The organism is Bradyrhizobium sp. Kon10 (assembly GCF_055807395.1).
In genome coordinates this window covers 556,090-569,409 of the sequence record NZ_JBVVOZ010000001.1, presented here as the reverse complement: position 1 = coordinate 569,409, position 13,320 = coordinate 556,090, and the positions used below count along the sequence as shown (strand labels likewise).

Below are 13,320 nucleotides of genomic sequence, written 5' to 3'. Positions count from 1 at the left end.
CAAACGAAACGTTGGATTCGACATGCAAGGGAAGCTGCACATCTCTCCCGGGGTGCGCCATGGTTACATGATGCGGAGAGGTCCCTCGTTCGATCAGGCGACACACAATTTTTCAATAAAGCGCGCCCGTGAGATTCTCGAAGGTCTCGAGTCGGCAGCTCGTAAGGCGGCTGTTCCATGATGAACCGCCAATCGCCGCGTCCCAATGGCGTCCCGGCCTACCTGCGAAGTCACGATCGCGATCATGCCATCGTGCGCCTGTTTTGCCCGACGAGTCAAACGTCGTTGTTGCAGGGGCTCAAGCCATGCCGGACGAAATTCTTCAATGATTTCTACTTTGCATGGGGTTGTTTTCGCGTTTTTTTGGGGGAGGACGCTCAGCCCCGCACACGCTTCAGCATCTGCTCGACATGGGCGATCGGCGTCTCCGGCTGGATGCCGTGGCCGAGGTTGAAGATCAGCCGGCCCTGGCCGAAATTCGCCAGCACATTGTCGGCCGCGCGGTCGAGCGCAGCGCCGCCAGTGATCAACACCAGCGGGTCGAGATTGCCCTGCACGGCGACGCGCGATTGCACGCGCTCGCGGATGAAGGCCGGCTCCGCGGTCCAGTCGATGCTGACCGCGTTCACCCCGGTGGCTTCGACGTAACCAGGCAATTGCGCGCCGGCGCCGCGAGGAAAGCCGATGATCTTTGCGTCCGGCACCTTGGCGCGCACGCCTTCGACGATGCGCTGCGTCGGCTCGACCGACCAGCGCGCGAACTCGGCCGGCGGCAACACGCCGGCCCAGGTGTCGAAGATCTGCAAGACGTCTGCGCCGGCAGCAAGCTGCGCCAGCAGATAGTCGATTGAGCTCTCGACCAGCACGTCGATGATTTTCGCGAATGCCTCGGGATGCCGATAGGCCATCATGCGCGCCGGCGCCTGGTCCGGCGTGCCTTGGCCTGCGACCATGTAGGTCGCGACCGTCCACGGCGCGCCGCAGAAGCCGATCAGCGCGGTTCTGGAATCGAGCGCGCGGCGCACGATGCGCAGCGCCTCGAACACCGGTGCGAGCGTGGCGAGATCGGCGTGCGGGGCGAGCGTCGCGACCTTGGCGGGATCATCCAGCGGCTCGAGCCGCGGCCCTTCACCGACCTCGAACCGCACGGACCGGCCGAGCGCATAGGGGATCACCAGGATGTCGGAGAAGATGATTGCCGCATCGAACCCGAACCGGCGGATCGGTTGCAGCGTCACTTCGGCAGCGAACTCCGGATTGAAGCAGAGATCAAGGAAGCCGCCGGCCTTGGCGCGGACCTCGCGATATTCCGGCAAGTAACGGCCGGCCTGCCGCATCATCCAGACCGGCGGGACCGCCTGCCGCTGGCCGGAGAGCACGTCGATGAAAGGCTTGGTCGGAGACTGGGGCACGAACCGTCCTGTTGCAGATTGAGGTTCCTGATACACCGCCGAGGGCCCGAGCGGAACAGGGGAACCAGCGCAAATGCGCCGCGTTGACCCGACCAATGGAGGAGCGATCATGGCTGAACCATTCAATCCCGCGCCGCATGACAAGCACGCCGACGATTTGCGCGAAGCCCTCGCCGCCGATCGCCATGCCAAGCTCGATGCCGGGCTGAGAGATAGCTTCCCCGCCTCCGATCCTGTCAGCGCCGCCCAGCCGACCCCGTCGAAAGCCGACGCGGAGGCCGACAGCCTGTCGCTCTGGGACAAGGTTAAGGCCATCTTCAGCTAGGGCGCGCCGTCGCCGGTTTCCGACAGGTTCGATAACGCATTGTTAGCGATCTGCGGACGCTTTGGTCCGTAGGAGTACGGGAAAACCCGGAAATGTCGGCAAGCGTTTCAGGGTTCAATAACAGAAGCGGCAGAAGGTCCGGCGATCGGAGATTTCTGCCGCATGAACGTCGTCTCACAAAGAGTCGGATCGAGCCGCCTGCCGCTGCGCGCGGCAGCCTTTGTCGTGCTCACTTGCGTGGCGATCCTCAGCATCAGCGGCTGGCGTGAATGGGCGGCACGCGACGCGGTGCTCAAAGGCGCCGAGACGGAGATGGCGAACGTCGCCCGCTCCCTGACGCAGCATGCCGAGGACAGTCTCGATCTCCTGGATTCCGGTGTTGTCGGCGTCGTCAGCCGGCTGGAGATGGACGGTACCGACCTCGCCACGATCACGAAGCTGCGCAGCCTGCTTGAGGTGCGCAAGAAGGCGATCGAGCGCATCCACAGCCTCGCCATCATCGACGAGCATGGCAACTGGCTGACCTCGCCCGGCACCATTGCCTCCACGCTCAGCGACGACGCCTTCTTTCGTTACCATCAGCTCTCGCCCAAGCGCGAGGCCCATATCGGCCACCCCGTGAAGAGCCTTCTGGACGGCGAATGGGTGGTCACCCTGTCGCGCCGTTTCAACAAGCCGGACGGCAGTTTCGGTGGCGTGGTGCTGGCGGCGATCAGCTCGAAATATCTTTCGCATTTCTACGAGCAGTTCGAGATCGGCCGCAACAGTTCCGTGACGCTGATTCACGGCGATGGCTTCATCATCGCGCGCAACCCGAGCAACGAACGATTCGTCGGCCGCAACGTCGGTGACACCCCGCTGTTCCGGGACCCAAGCCTGCTACGGCCGAGTGGCACCTCTCATTTCAAGTCGCCACTGGATGGCATCGAGCGCGTCAGCTTCTTCAAGCGGTCCGGCCGCTATCCGTTCGTCCTGCTCGCGACGGTCGACAAGGACGAGCTGCTCGCGCCGTGGCGTGCCGCCGCGATTTCCCGCATGCTCTATGTGCTCGCGCTGGTGATGCTGATTGCCGTCATCGGCGCGGTGCTGGTGCGGCAGCTGCAACGCGGCCAGCACATGGCCGCCGCCCTGGTCGAGAAGGAAGCGCATTTCCGCCTGCTCGCGGAAGGCTCCAGCGACATGGTCACCCGGATCGGGCTCGACGAGCGTCTGCGCTATGTTTCGCCGTCGTCGAACCGCGTCGTCGGCTGGCGCGCCAATCAACTGATCGGCACGCCCGCGCTCGCGGGCGTCCATCCGGAGGACCTGCCGCAGGTTCAGGCCATCATCGACGCCATGAAGCGCGGCGAGAAGGACGAAGCGCGCGTCACCTACCGCAACGTGCATCGGCAGAAATCCGAGGTCTGGCTGGAATCAACCATGCGGGTGACGCGCAAGGACAACGGCAGCGCCGATGGCGTGGTCGCGATCTCGCGCGACATCACCGAGCAGAAGAAGCTGGAGACAAGGCTTGAGACGCTCGCGATCGAGGACAGCCTCACGGGCCTTGCCAACCGCCGCCGCTTCGACGAGCGGCTGAACGAGGAATGGGCGCGCGCCTACCGCGATCGCTCCAGCCTCGGGCTGTTGATGATCGACGTCGATCACTTCAAGTCCTACAACGACGAGTACGGCCATCCCGCCGGCGACGCCTGTTTGCGCGTTGTCGCGAAAATCATCGCGGCCGAGATGCAGCGCGTCGGCGATCTCGCGGCGCGTTATGGCGGCGAGGAATTCGCCATGTTGCTGCCGAACACCGATGCCGCGGGCTGTGGCCGGATCGGCGAGCGGATCCGCAGCGCCGTCCGCGATGCCGGGCTGGTTCATGCCTCCAATCCGGTGGCATCCGTCACCGTCTCGGTGGGCGGTGCGGCCTGCCGGCCGGCGCTGGAGCGTACCGCGGGCACGGGATCGCTGGTGGAGGCCGCCGACCGCGCGCTTTACGCCGCCAAGGACGCCGGCCGCGACCGCCTGATGATGTCAGGCGAGGTCATGAACCTGCTGCTCAAGGCGTCTGGACAATAGTCCCGCTCAATAATGCGGTGGGCGTTCGTTGGCAGGCCCCGGCGCATTCGCCTCGGCCTCTTGCAGCCGCTCGCCGAGTTGCGCGAGCTGTCGCGTCACCGCGTCGATCTGCTTCCATTGCGCGGTGATGGTCTGGTTCAGGCTCTCGATGATGTCGTCCTGATAGGCCAGGCGCGCTTCCAGCGTGTCGACGCGCTCAGCGAGCGCCTTGATCTCATTCGTCACGTGCCGCGTCCTTGTCCCGTTCGCGCGATCCAAATTCGCGCAATCCATGCCCGAGCGCCACGCGCTCATCGAACACGAAGCATTCGCCGCGCCAGCGGCTCTGCGCTTCCGGCACCTCTTCGAGATATTTGAGGATGCCGCCCTTGAGATGATAGACCTCGGCAAAGCCGCGCGCGAGCAGATGCGCGCTCGCCTTCTCGCAACGGATGCCGCCGGTGCAGAACATCGCGATCTTGCGGTGCTTCGCCGGATCGAGCCGCTCGGCGGCAAAATCCTTGAACTGGCCAAAGCTCCTGATCTCGGGATCGACCGCGCCCTCGAACGTTCCCATCGCCACTTCGAATGCGTTGCGGGTGTCGAGCACCAGCGTGTCCGGTGCCGAGATCAGCGCGTTCCACTCGGCGGCATCGACGTAAGTGCCGACCTGCCGCGTTGGATCGGCGGCCTCGTCTCCGAGCGTGACGATCTCCTTCTTCAGCCGCACCTTGAGCCGGCCGAACGGCATCGCCGCGGCGGTCGAGAACTTCAATTCGAGATTGTTCAGCCTGCCGCCAAACAGGTCGCCATGGGCGAGCTCATGGGTGAAGGCGTCGATTGCGTCGGGCGCGCCCGCGATCGTGCCGTTGAGGCCTTCCTGAGCCAGCAGCACGCTGCCCCTCAGCGCCAGGCCAGCGCAGAATGCGCGCAGCGGCTCGCGCAGCTCGCGGTAATCGGGCAGGGCGGCGAATTGATAGAAGGCGGCAACCTTGTAAATCATGCCGCCCGTTTAGCAGGCGGCCCGCGCGCAGAAAACCCGCATGGTTGCGGTGCGCGAAAGGCCTATACGCCTAGCGGATGGCAGCCATTTCCGTGGTATGCCAGCATTGCCCGGGCGGGGTGGAATGTGCCATGAAGACCCGGTTTTCAAACTGGCGCGGGACGCGCGCGCCAGGACTTAGCCAGCGGCCTCGGAGAGCAAGAATTCGCATGAGAAATTTCCACTTCCCCGGCCGGTCCACGGTCCACGCCACCAACGCGATGGTCGCGACCTCGCATCCGCTGGCGTCGCTCGCCGCCATCGAGGTGCTGCGCGAGGGCGGCACGGCGGTGGATGCGGCGGTGGCGGGCTCGGCCTTGCTCGGCGTGATCGAGCCGCAATCGACCGGCATCGGCGGCGATTGTTTTGCGCTGATCCAACCGCGCGGCGAGGGCAAGATCGTGGCCTATAACGGCTCCGGCCGTGCCCCGAAAGCCGCGAACGCCGACTGGTATCTCGAGCGCAAGATGAGCTCCGTGCCGCTGACTTCGGCGCATGCGGTTTCGATCCCCGGCGTGATCGACGCCTTTGCGATGGTGCTGCGCGACCACGGCAAGTTCGGCTTCGACCGGCTGCTCCAGCCGGCGATCAAGGCGGCCGAGGAGGGCTACGTCGTTGCGCCCCGCATCGCCTTCGACTGGAAGAACCAGTTCGAGAAGTTGAAGAACGGCACCAATACCCAGCGCTATCTCCTTCCGCACGGCAAGCCGCCGGTCGCCGGAGATGTCATCCGCCAGGCCGAGCTCGGCAAGACGCTGCGCGCGATCGCGAAGGATGGCCGCGATGCCTTCTACAAGGGCCCGATCGCGGAGGACATGGTCGAGACCCTGCGCGGAATCGGGGGCCTGCACACGCTGGACGATTTCGCCGCGCACACGACCGAGACGACGACCCCGATCGGCACGATGTACAAGGGCTATGATGTTTGGCAATGCCCGCCGAACGGACCCGGCCTCACCATGCTGCTGATGCTGAACATCCTGTCGCGCTTCGACCTGACGAAATACGCGCCCCTCAGCGTCGAGCGCTTCCATCTCGAAGCCGAGGCCGCGCGCATCGCCTACATGAATCGCGAGTTGCATGTCGCCGATCCCGAGCACATGCAGATCGAGGTGGCCAGGATCCTCGCCAAGGAATTTGCCGACGAGCACATCAGCAAGATCCGGATGGACGGCATGCTCGACCTGCCGAACGTCGCGCCGCCGATGAATCCCTCGACCATCTACATCACCGTGGTGGACAAGGACCGCAACGTCTGCTCGTTCATCAATTCGATCGCGCATTCCTTCGGCTCGGCGATCGTCTCCAACAACACCGGCGTGCTGTTCCAGAACCGCGCCGGCGGCTTCCGTATCCAGCCGGGCCACCCGAACAGCATCGCCGGCGGCAAGCGCCCGCTGCACACGATCATGCCGAGCCTGCTCACCAAGGCTGGCCGGTCCGTGATGCCGTTCGCGGTGATGGGCGGCCAGTACCAGCCGGTCGGCCAGACCCGTGTGGTGACCAACATCCTTGACTATGGCTGCGACGTGCAGGAGGCGATCGATATGCCGCGCGGCCTGCATTACGAGGGCCAATATCAACTCGAGGACAGCGTGCCGGCCGAGATCGTCGAAGGCCTCAAGAAGCTCGGCCACAAGACCACCAGCGTGGTCGGCCCGCTCGGCGGCGCGCAGGCGATCTGGATCGACTGGGACAAGGGCACGCTCACCGGCGGTTCCGATCCGCGCAAGGACGGCTGCGCACTCGGCTATTGATGGCTTGCGGAGGCCGAGTTCCTCACGCGAGATCAGCAAAAGTTGACGGAGGGCGACGCGGCATTTGCTGCGTTCACCCTTTCTTGTTCCGGAACTGCGCTCGTTGCTCCAAGTTAAGGGGCGATGAGCGGCGCAGACGTGCGCTGCTGTCTCGAAGCGGCGGAGGCCGTCATGCGCGACAAGACAGGTTCCAGAAACGTAGGTTTCGATCGGCGCGCCTTCATGGCCGGTGTCGCAGGCAGCGCGCTCATTCCCATGACCGCGCGCGCCGTTGCCGAAGGCGCTCAGTCGCCAACCGCTCAGGACCCGACGCTGCCCGTCGACGTCACCTTGCGCGTGAACGGGCAAGACAAGCGCCTGCACATCGACGCCCGCACCACCGTTCTCGATGCCTTGCGGGAGCATCTCGGACTGACCGGCAGCAAGAAGGGATGCGATCACGGCCAATGCGGCGCCTGTACGGTGCTGATCGGCGAGCGACGCGTGGTGTCCTGCCTGACGCTCGCGCTCGCGGCGGAGGGCCAGGAGATCACCACGATCGAAGGTCTCGCCACCGGCGATCGCCTGCATCCGATGCAACAGGCCTTTGTCGACAACGATGCATTCCAGTGCGGTTACTGCACGCCGGGACAGATCATGTCGGCGATAGCCTGCGTGAAAGAGGGACATGCCGGCAGCGACGCCGACATCCGCGAATATATGAGCGGCAATATCTGCCGCTGCGCCGCCTATCCCAATATCGTCGCCGCCGTGAAGCAGGCCGCGCCTGAGATCATGAAAGGATAGGTTCATGCGATCCTTTCTCTATCAACGAGCAACAGACCCGAACATGGCCGTACAGCTGCTCAGCGCAGCCGCGGCGGCCGATAATCCGCTGACCCAGGCCGCCGCGCAGCCGCTTGCGGGTGGGACCACACTGATCGATTTGATGAAGCTCGACGTGATGCGGCCCACCGCGATTGTCGATATCAATCCGCTCGCGCAAGGCTGGTCGGCAATCGAGACTGGCGGCGAGAGCTTGAGGCTCGGCGCGCTCGCAAAGATGTCCGATGTTGCCGCGCATAGCGAGATCGAGCGCAATTATCCGGTGATCGCGAACTCGCTGAAGCTTGCCGCCAGTGCCCAGTTGCGCAACATGGCGACGCTTGGCGGCAACGTGATGCAGCGGACGCGTTGCAGCTATTTTCGCGATATTTCTTATGAGAACTGCAATAAGCGGAATCCTGGCTCCGGCTGTGCGGCGATGGACGGCGTCAACCGCATGCATGCGGTGCTCGGCACTTCGGATCGGTGCATCGCGACATATCCTGGCGATTTGGCGCAGGCCTTGATTGCACTCGATGCCGCGGTTGAAATCACCGGCAAATCCGGCAGCCGTAGCATTGCGTTTGCCGAGTTGCACAAGCCACCTGGCACGACACCCGAGATCGAGACGACGCTTCAGCCTGGCGAGCTGATCTCGGCGTTTTCCATCCCCGGGCGCTGGCCGCGCTCGGTCTATCTCAAGGCACGCGACCGGCAGTCCTATGAATTCGCGCTGTCTTCGGCTGCGGTGGCGCTTGACGTGCAGGATGGCGTGATCAGGGACGCGCGTGTTGCGATCGGCGGTGTCGCCACTGTGCCGTGGCGCGCACGCGAAACCGAGGCCCTGCTGAAGAGCCAGAAGTTCGATGACGGCCTGGCAGAGCGCGCCGCCGATGCAGCCTTTGCAGACGCCAAGGCGCGCCAGCACAACGGCTTCAAGATTGCGCTCGGCAAGCGCGTGGTGGCACGCGCGCTTGCGCAGGCCGCAACAATGGAGATCAGATCATGATCGTTGCTGCTCCCGAGCCGAAGGCCAATATGGGCCAGCCCGCGCCGCGTTACGACGCCGTTTCAAAGGTCACGGGCCGGGCGACCTATGCGTCCGATATGCCGCTGGCCAATCCGGGCTACGCATTCCTGGTCACCAGTGCGATCGCCAAGGGCCGCGTCGACCGCTTCGATTTGGATGATGCCATGCGCGTCCGCGGCGTCATCGACATCGTCACGCATCAGAACGCACCGGAACTAAAAGAGTCCAAGCTCTTCAGCAATGGCGGCTACGCCGGCACCACGATCCAGCCGCTGAAATCGGCTGAGATCGCCCATGACGGCCAGATCATCGCGGTGGTTATTGCCGAAAGCTACGAGGCTGCGCGCGAGGCCGCCAACCGCGTCAAGGTCAGCTATGCGCCCGTAACGCCGAGCGCCAGCTTCGGTTCACCGGGGGCGACGAAAGCCGCTGCGAAAGGCCAGAACTCGCAATTCAAGGAAGACCCGCAGGTCGGCGACTTCGCCAAGGCGTTCGATCAAGCCGAGGTCAAGCTGACTGCCTCCTACGACACGCCGACGCAGCACCACAATCCGATGGAGCTGTTTTCCACGAGCTGCGCCTGGATGGGCGACGACCTCGTCATCTACGAACCGAGCCAGTACGTCTATGGCTTGAAGAACGGCGTGGCCGAGCAGCTCGGCATCGATGCCGACAAGGTGCGTGTGGTCAATCCCTATGTCGGCGGCGGCTTCGGTTCGCGCGGCTCGATGACGCCGCGCACCGCCATCATCGCTGCCATCGCCAGGCGCTTGAATCGGCCGATCAAGCTGGTCCCGCCACGCGACCAGGGTTTCACCATCGCAACCTATCGCGCCGAGACGCGGCATCAGATCAAGCTCGGCGCCAGCCGCGACGGCAAGCTGGTCGCGCTCAGGCACGAAGGCGCCGAAGTCTCGTCGCGTCCGGACGCCTATTGCGTCGGCGGCACCAAAACGACGACGCGGCTCTATGCCTGCCCCAATGTCGACAGCCTGGTGTCGATCGTGCGGGCCGACCGCAATACGCCCGGCTTCATGCGCTCGCCCCCCGAGGTGCCTTACATGTTCGCGCTGGAAAGCGCGATGGACGAGCTTTCCGTCAAACTGAACATGGATCCGGTCGAGCTTCGCCGCGTCAACGACACCACCAATGAGCCGATTACCGGCAAGCCGTACACGTCGCGGTCGCTGATGGTGTGCTTCGACGAGGCCGCGAAAGCGTTCGGCTGGTCCCAGCGTTCAACGGCGCCGAAATCGATGTCGGACGGCGATTGGCTGATCGGCTACGGCTGCGCGGCCACCTGCTATCCGACCCAGATGGCGCCCTCCGCGGCGCGCGTGCGCCTCCAGCGCGACGGCCGCACCCGGGTCGAGATCGCCGGCCACGAGATCGGCACCGGCGCCTATACCATCATCGCGCAGACCGCAGCCGAACGGCTTGGGGTGCCGTTGGAGCGGGTCTCGGTTTTCCTGGGCGACAGCGATTTGCCACCGGCGCCGGTCGCGGGCGGCTCGAACTCGACGGCCAGCACCTGTTCGGCCGTGATGATGGTCTGCGATCAGGTCCGCCAACGGCTGTTCAAGGCAGTCATGCCGAACGACAGCCTGACGGACCGGGCCAAGGAGACGATCGGCATGGGACAGACGGCGACAGCCCAGGCGGCGAAGAGCGATCGCCCGCTCGACATCGAGAAAGCCTTCGACGCGCTCGGCGTTGGCGTGGTCGAGGAGTATGGCGAGTGGAAGCCGGACGGAGCGCCACTGGATTCCTTCAAGGCCATGCACAGCGGGCACGCGCGGCTGGTCGGCGGCCATCAAATGAAAGACAAGATCGCCTACGCCTTCGGTGCGGAGTTCGTCGAGATCAGGATCAACCGCTTCACGCGTGAAATCCGTGCGCCGCGCCTGGTCGGCGCCTTCGCGGCTGGACGCATCATGAATCCGCGGACGGCGCGCAGCCAGCTCATGGGCGGTCTGATCTGGGGCATGTCCTCGGCGCTGCTCGAGGCCACCGAGATTGACGAGCGCACCGCGCGCTATGTCAACGACAATTTCGCCGATTATCTCGTGCCGGTGAATGCCGACGTGCCCGGCGTCGAGGTCATCCTGCTGTCCGAGCAGGACGATCACATCAACCCGGCCGGCGCGAAAGGCCTCGGCGAACTTGCCAATGTCGGCACCAACGCCGCGATTTGCAACGCGATTTATCACGCCACCGGTCAGCGCATCCGCAAGCTGCCGGTGCGGTTGGAAAATATCGAGGTTTGAGGGGTGGAAACCACTCCCGCGTTGGGCTAGACACCTCCCGCCTCGAACGGAAGGTGCCTTATGCAGCGTTTCCAACGCGTGCTCCTCGCCATCATGTCGGCACTCGCGATCGCAATGATCGGCGGCGTGTCCAGCTTCGTTTCCACCACGGCCTCGGCCCAGACCGCAGGGAAGACCATGACCACAGCTTCAGGCTTGCAGATCATCGACAGCGTCGCCGGCACTGGTGCCTCGCCAAAAGCGGGTCAGATTTGCGTGATGCACTATACCGGCTGGCTGTACGAGAACGGCCAGAAGGGCAAGAAATTCGACTCCTCGGTCGATCGCAACGAGCCGTTCGAGTTTCCGATCGGCAAGGGCCGCGTCATTGCCGGCTGGGATGAAGGCGTTGCCTCGATGAAGGTCGGTGGCAAGCGCACGCTGATCATTCCGCCGCAACTCGGCTACGGCGCGCGCGGCGCCGGTGGCGTGATCCCGCCGAATGCGACGCTGATGTTCGACGTGGAATTGCTTGGGGTGAAATGAAACCCGCCAACAAAAAAGACCGGCCTTGCGGCCGGTCTTTTCGCATGCAAGCCTGCGCTCGTTAGTCGGCTGCGCGCTTTGCCGCGGCGGCGGCCCGGTCCGTCGCGTCCTTCGCGGCGTCCTTGGCGTCACCCATGGCCTGCTGGCCCTTGCCCTTCACTTCCTGAACCGCGCCTTCGCCCTTCATGCGGTCCGAACCGGTGGCTTCGCCGATGCCCTGCTTGGCCTTGCCGATCGCCTCATTCGTGCTGCCTTTGATCTTGTCGGTGGTGCTACCCATGAAACTCTCCTTCGTTTTGCTTATGGAGACAACGTTTCATGGCTGGGAGAGTTCCGATTTTGGTATGGCTTGCCGGCGCGACCTTGAGCTAGTTTGCGACGGCACGGAACCAACAGAAAGCAGTCCAGATGACCGGCCATGACCACACACATCCGCACCATGCACACGATCATGACGATCGCTGGAAACATGACGGTGTGCGCGTCATTCCCGCCAACCAGCTCGATACCAACGTGCCGTCCACGCCAGGGATGGACCGCGCGGCCGCGATCAATTTCGCCCGCGTCGGCGCACAGAAATTATGGGCGGGCACCGTCAGCATCAAGCCGGATGCCAAGACCGGCGCGCATCACCACGGCCATCTCGAAAGCGTCATTTACGTCGTGAAGGGGAAGGCGCGGATGCGCTGGGGCGAGAGCCTGCAGTTCACCGCCGAGGCCGGCCCCGGCGATTTCATCTTCGTTCCGCCCTACGTGCCGCATCAGGAGATCAACGCCAGCCCCGACGAGGTGCTGGAATGCGTGCTGGTGCGCAGCGACGGTGAGGCGGTCGCAATCAACCTCGATATCGAGCCGGTCGAGAAGCCCGAGAACGTGCTGTGGATCGATCCGGTGCACCGGGATCCCAACGAGACGAAGTAACGCCTGCTGCCGGCTTTCGCCGTTCATGCGTAACGGGCGGGCTGGTCAAAAAAAATAATAGGAAGCCGTGTCGGATGGCCGTCTGGCCGTCCGTCCTTGGGCAGAACCCCTCGCAAGGAGCTTCCGATGCCCAAGATGATCTTCGTCAACCTGCCGGTGACCGACCTCAAGCGCGCCACGGCGTTCTATGAGGCGGTTGGCGCGGTCAGGAACCCGCAATTCAGCGACGACACGGCGTCGTGCATGGTCTTTTCCGAGACCATCTACGCCATGCTGCTGACCCACGACAAATTCCGTCAGTTCACGCCGAAGCCGATCGCGGATGCCAAGACCTCGAATCAGGTTTTGCTCTGTCTCTCCGCGGACAGCCGCGACGAGGTGGACGCTATCGTGGGTAAGGCCGAGGCTGCAGGCGGGATGGCCGATCCGAGCCCGGTCGACGAATACAGCTTCATGTACGGCCGCAGCTTTGAGGATCCGGATGGTCATATGTGGGGCGTGAACTGGATGGACCTCGCGGCTGCCCCCGCCCAACCCGCGATGGCCTGATTGAAGCTCGACAAAATCGAATCCGGAAGAGGAGCCTTCGCAAATGTCCAAGGTCGTGCCCTGCATGTGGTTCAACGGCGACGCCGAAGAAGCCGCGAAATTCTACGTGTCGCTGGTGCCGAATTCGGAGATCACGCACGTCCAGCGCAACGTCACCGACAACCCGTCGGGTAGGGAGGGCTCGGTACTCGTCGTCGAGTTCACGGTGGCCGGACAGCCGCTAATCGCGCTCAATGGCGGGATGAAGATGGAGTACACCCACGCGCTCTCGCTGATGATCCATTGCGACGATCAGGCCCAGGTCGACAGCGTATGGAATGCGTTCCTCGCCCATGGCGGCAAGGCGCAGCAGTGCGGCTGGCTCAATGACCGTTACGGCGTGTCGTGGCAGGTCGTGCCGAAAGTGATGTTCGAATTTCTCTCGAGCTCGGACAGGCCTGCGGCCGCCCGCGCAATGCAAGCGATGATGAAGATGGTCAAGCTGGATGTCGAGGCCTTGCGCCGCGCATTCGAGGGCAAATCGGCAGCGTGATCTCAGCACAGCTACCGTAGGGCGGGCAAAGGAGCTCCTGCGCCGTGCCCACCGTCTTTCCGCCACGGAGTGACAAGTGGTGGGCACGCTTCGCTTTGCCAACCCTACGAGAC

At 64.0% G+C, this 13,320-nt stretch carries 14 protein-coding genes; 10 read left to right on the top strand and 4 right to left on the bottom strand.

Annotated features, from left to right (window positions below):
* Positions 1–377: 377 nt before the first annotated feature.
* A complete protein-coding gene (gene hemE, locus AC0L2O_RS02780; protein ID WP_473368595.1) occupies positions 378–1,412 on the bottom strand; it encodes a uroporphyrinogen decarboxylase in 1,035 nt (344 codons plus the stop codon).
* 109 nt (positions 1,413–1,521) lie between these two features.
* On the opposite strand from hemE, the gene AC0L2O_RS02775 reads away from it, so the two are divergent.
* Positions 1,522–1,737 (top strand): hypothetical protein, encoded by a 216-nt coding sequence (locus tag AC0L2O_RS02775; RefSeq protein ID WP_473368594.1) that lies wholly within the window; start codon positions 1,522–1,524, stop codon positions 1,735–1,737.
* A 162-nt stretch (positions 1,738–1,899) separates the two neighbouring features.
* Positions 1,900–3,801: a sensor domain-containing diguanylate cyclase gene (locus AC0L2O_RS02770; RefSeq protein ID WP_473368593.1), complete on the top strand. Its 1,902-nt coding sequence runs from the start codon at positions 1,900–1,902 to the stop codon at positions 3,799–3,801.
* Between the two features lie 6 nt (positions 3,802–3,807).
* Here AC0L2O_RS02770 and AC0L2O_RS02765 read toward each other — a convergent pair whose 3' ends face one another.
* Together AC0L2O_RS02765 and trhO are read right to left on the bottom strand one after the other, a co-directional pair.
* Positions 3,808–4,026: a SlyX family protein gene (locus AC0L2O_RS02765; protein WP_473368592.1), complete on the bottom strand. Its 219-nt coding sequence runs from the start codon at positions 4,024–4,026 to the stop codon at positions 3,808–3,810.
* Positions 4,016–4,783 (bottom strand): oxygen-dependent tRNA uridine(34) hydroxylase TrhO, encoded by a 768-nt coding sequence (trhO, locus tag AC0L2O_RS02760; protein WP_473368591.1) that lies wholly within the window; start codon positions 4,781–4,783, stop codon positions 4,016–4,018. Before trhO ends, AC0L2O_RS02765 begins: the two co-directional genes overlap by 11 nt.
* A 209-nt stretch (positions 4,784–4,992) precedes the next feature.
* Between trhO and ggt the strand changes: the two genes are divergently transcribed.
* From ggt to AC0L2O_RS02735, 5 genes are all read left to right on the top strand, one after another.
* Positions 4,993–6,579 (top strand): gamma-glutamyltransferase, encoded by a 1,587-nt coding sequence (gene ggt, locus AC0L2O_RS02755; RefSeq protein WP_473368590.1) that lies wholly within the window; start codon positions 4,993–4,995, stop codon positions 6,577–6,579.
* 171 nt (positions 6,580–6,750) lie between these two features.
* Entirely contained in the window at positions 6,751–7,365 is a 615-nt protein-coding gene (locus tag AC0L2O_RS02750) for a (2Fe-2S)-binding protein (RefSeq protein WP_473368589.1), read from the top strand.
* Positions 7,366–7,369: 4 nt separating this feature from the next.
* A complete protein-coding gene (locus tag AC0L2O_RS02745) occupies positions 7,370–8,392 on the top strand; it encodes an FAD binding domain-containing protein (protein WP_473368588.1) in 1,023 nt (340 codons plus the stop codon).
* Positions 8,389–10,680 (top strand): xanthine dehydrogenase family protein molybdopterin-binding subunit, encoded by a 2,292-nt coding sequence (locus AC0L2O_RS02740; RefSeq protein ID WP_473368587.1) that lies wholly within the window; start codon positions 8,389–8,391, stop codon positions 10,678–10,680. Before AC0L2O_RS02745 ends, AC0L2O_RS02740 begins: the two co-directional genes overlap by 4 nt.
* A gap of 60 nt (positions 10,681–10,740) precedes the next feature.
* Complete coding sequence (locus AC0L2O_RS02735) at positions 10,741–11,205, top strand: FKBP-type peptidyl-prolyl cis-trans isomerase (protein WP_473368586.1); 465 nt, start codon at positions 10,741–10,743, stop codon at positions 11,203–11,205.
* Positions 11,206–11,266: 61 nt separating this feature from the next.
* On the opposite strand, the gene AC0L2O_RS02730 is transcribed toward AC0L2O_RS02735, so the two are convergent.
* Complete coding sequence (locus AC0L2O_RS02730; RefSeq protein WP_369725948.1) at positions 11,267–11,485, bottom strand: CsbD family protein; 219 nt, start codon at positions 11,483–11,485, stop codon at positions 11,267–11,269.
* A 128-nt stretch (positions 11,486–11,613) separates the two neighbouring features.
* Between AC0L2O_RS02730 and AC0L2O_RS02725 the strand changes: the two genes are divergently transcribed.
* From AC0L2O_RS02725 to AC0L2O_RS02715, 3 genes are all read left to right on the top strand, one after another.
* A complete protein-coding gene (locus AC0L2O_RS02725) occupies positions 11,614–12,126 on the top strand; it encodes a cupin domain-containing protein (protein WP_369725947.1) in 513 nt (170 codons plus the stop codon).
* 126 nt (positions 12,127–12,252) lie between these two features.
* Entirely contained in the window at positions 12,253–12,675 is a 423-nt protein-coding gene (locus tag AC0L2O_RS02720; RefSeq protein ID WP_473368585.1) for a VOC family protein, read from the top strand.
* Between the two features lie 43 nt (positions 12,676–12,718).
* Complete coding sequence (locus AC0L2O_RS02715; protein ID WP_473368584.1) at positions 12,719–13,207, top strand: VOC family protein; 489 nt, start codon at positions 12,719–12,721, stop codon at positions 13,205–13,207.
* The last annotated feature ends 113 nt before the right edge of the window (positions 13,208–13,320 follow it).

Coding starts and splice junctions, on each gene's coding strand:
- AC0L2O_RS02775 (WP_473368594.1), top strand. CDS start 1,522: ATGGCTGAACCATTCAATCCCGCGCCGCATGACAAGCACGCCGACGAT.
- AC0L2O_RS02770 (WP_473368593.1), top strand. CDS start 1,900: ATGAACGTCGTCTCACAAAGAGTCGGATCGAGCCGCCTGCCGCTGCGC.
- trhO (WP_473368591.1), bottom strand. CDS start 4,783: ATGATTTACAAGGTTGCCGCCTTCTATCAATTCGCCGCCCTGCCCGAT.
- ggt (WP_473368590.1), top strand. CDS start 4,993: ATGAGAAATTTCCACTTCCCCGGCCGGTCCACGGTCCACGCCACCAAC.
- AC0L2O_RS02750 (WP_473368589.1), top strand. CDS start 6,751: ATGCGCGACAAGACAGGTTCCAGAAACGTAGGTTTCGATCGGCGCGCC.
- AC0L2O_RS02745 (WP_473368588.1), top strand. CDS start 7,370: ATGCGATCCTTTCTCTATCAACGAGCAACAGACCCGAACATGGCCGTA.
- AC0L2O_RS02740 (WP_473368587.1), top strand. CDS start 8,389: ATGATCGTTGCTGCTCCCGAGCCGAAGGCCAATATGGGCCAGCCCGCG.
- AC0L2O_RS02735 (WP_473368586.1), top strand. CDS start 10,741: ATGCAGCGTTTCCAACGCGTGCTCCTCGCCATCATGTCGGCACTCGCG.
- AC0L2O_RS02730 (WP_369725948.1), bottom strand. CDS start 11,485: ATGGGTAGCACCACCGACAAGATCAAAGGCAGCACGAATGAGGCGATC.
- AC0L2O_RS02725 (WP_369725947.1), top strand. CDS start 11,614: ATGACCGGCCATGACCACACACATCCGCACCATGCACACGATCATGAC.
- AC0L2O_RS02720 (WP_473368585.1), top strand. CDS start 12,253: ATGCCCAAGATGATCTTCGTCAACCTGCCGGTGACCGACCTCAAGCGC.
- AC0L2O_RS02715 (WP_473368584.1), top strand. CDS start 12,719: ATGTCCAAGGTCGTGCCCTGCATGTGGTTCAACGGCGACGCCGAAGAA.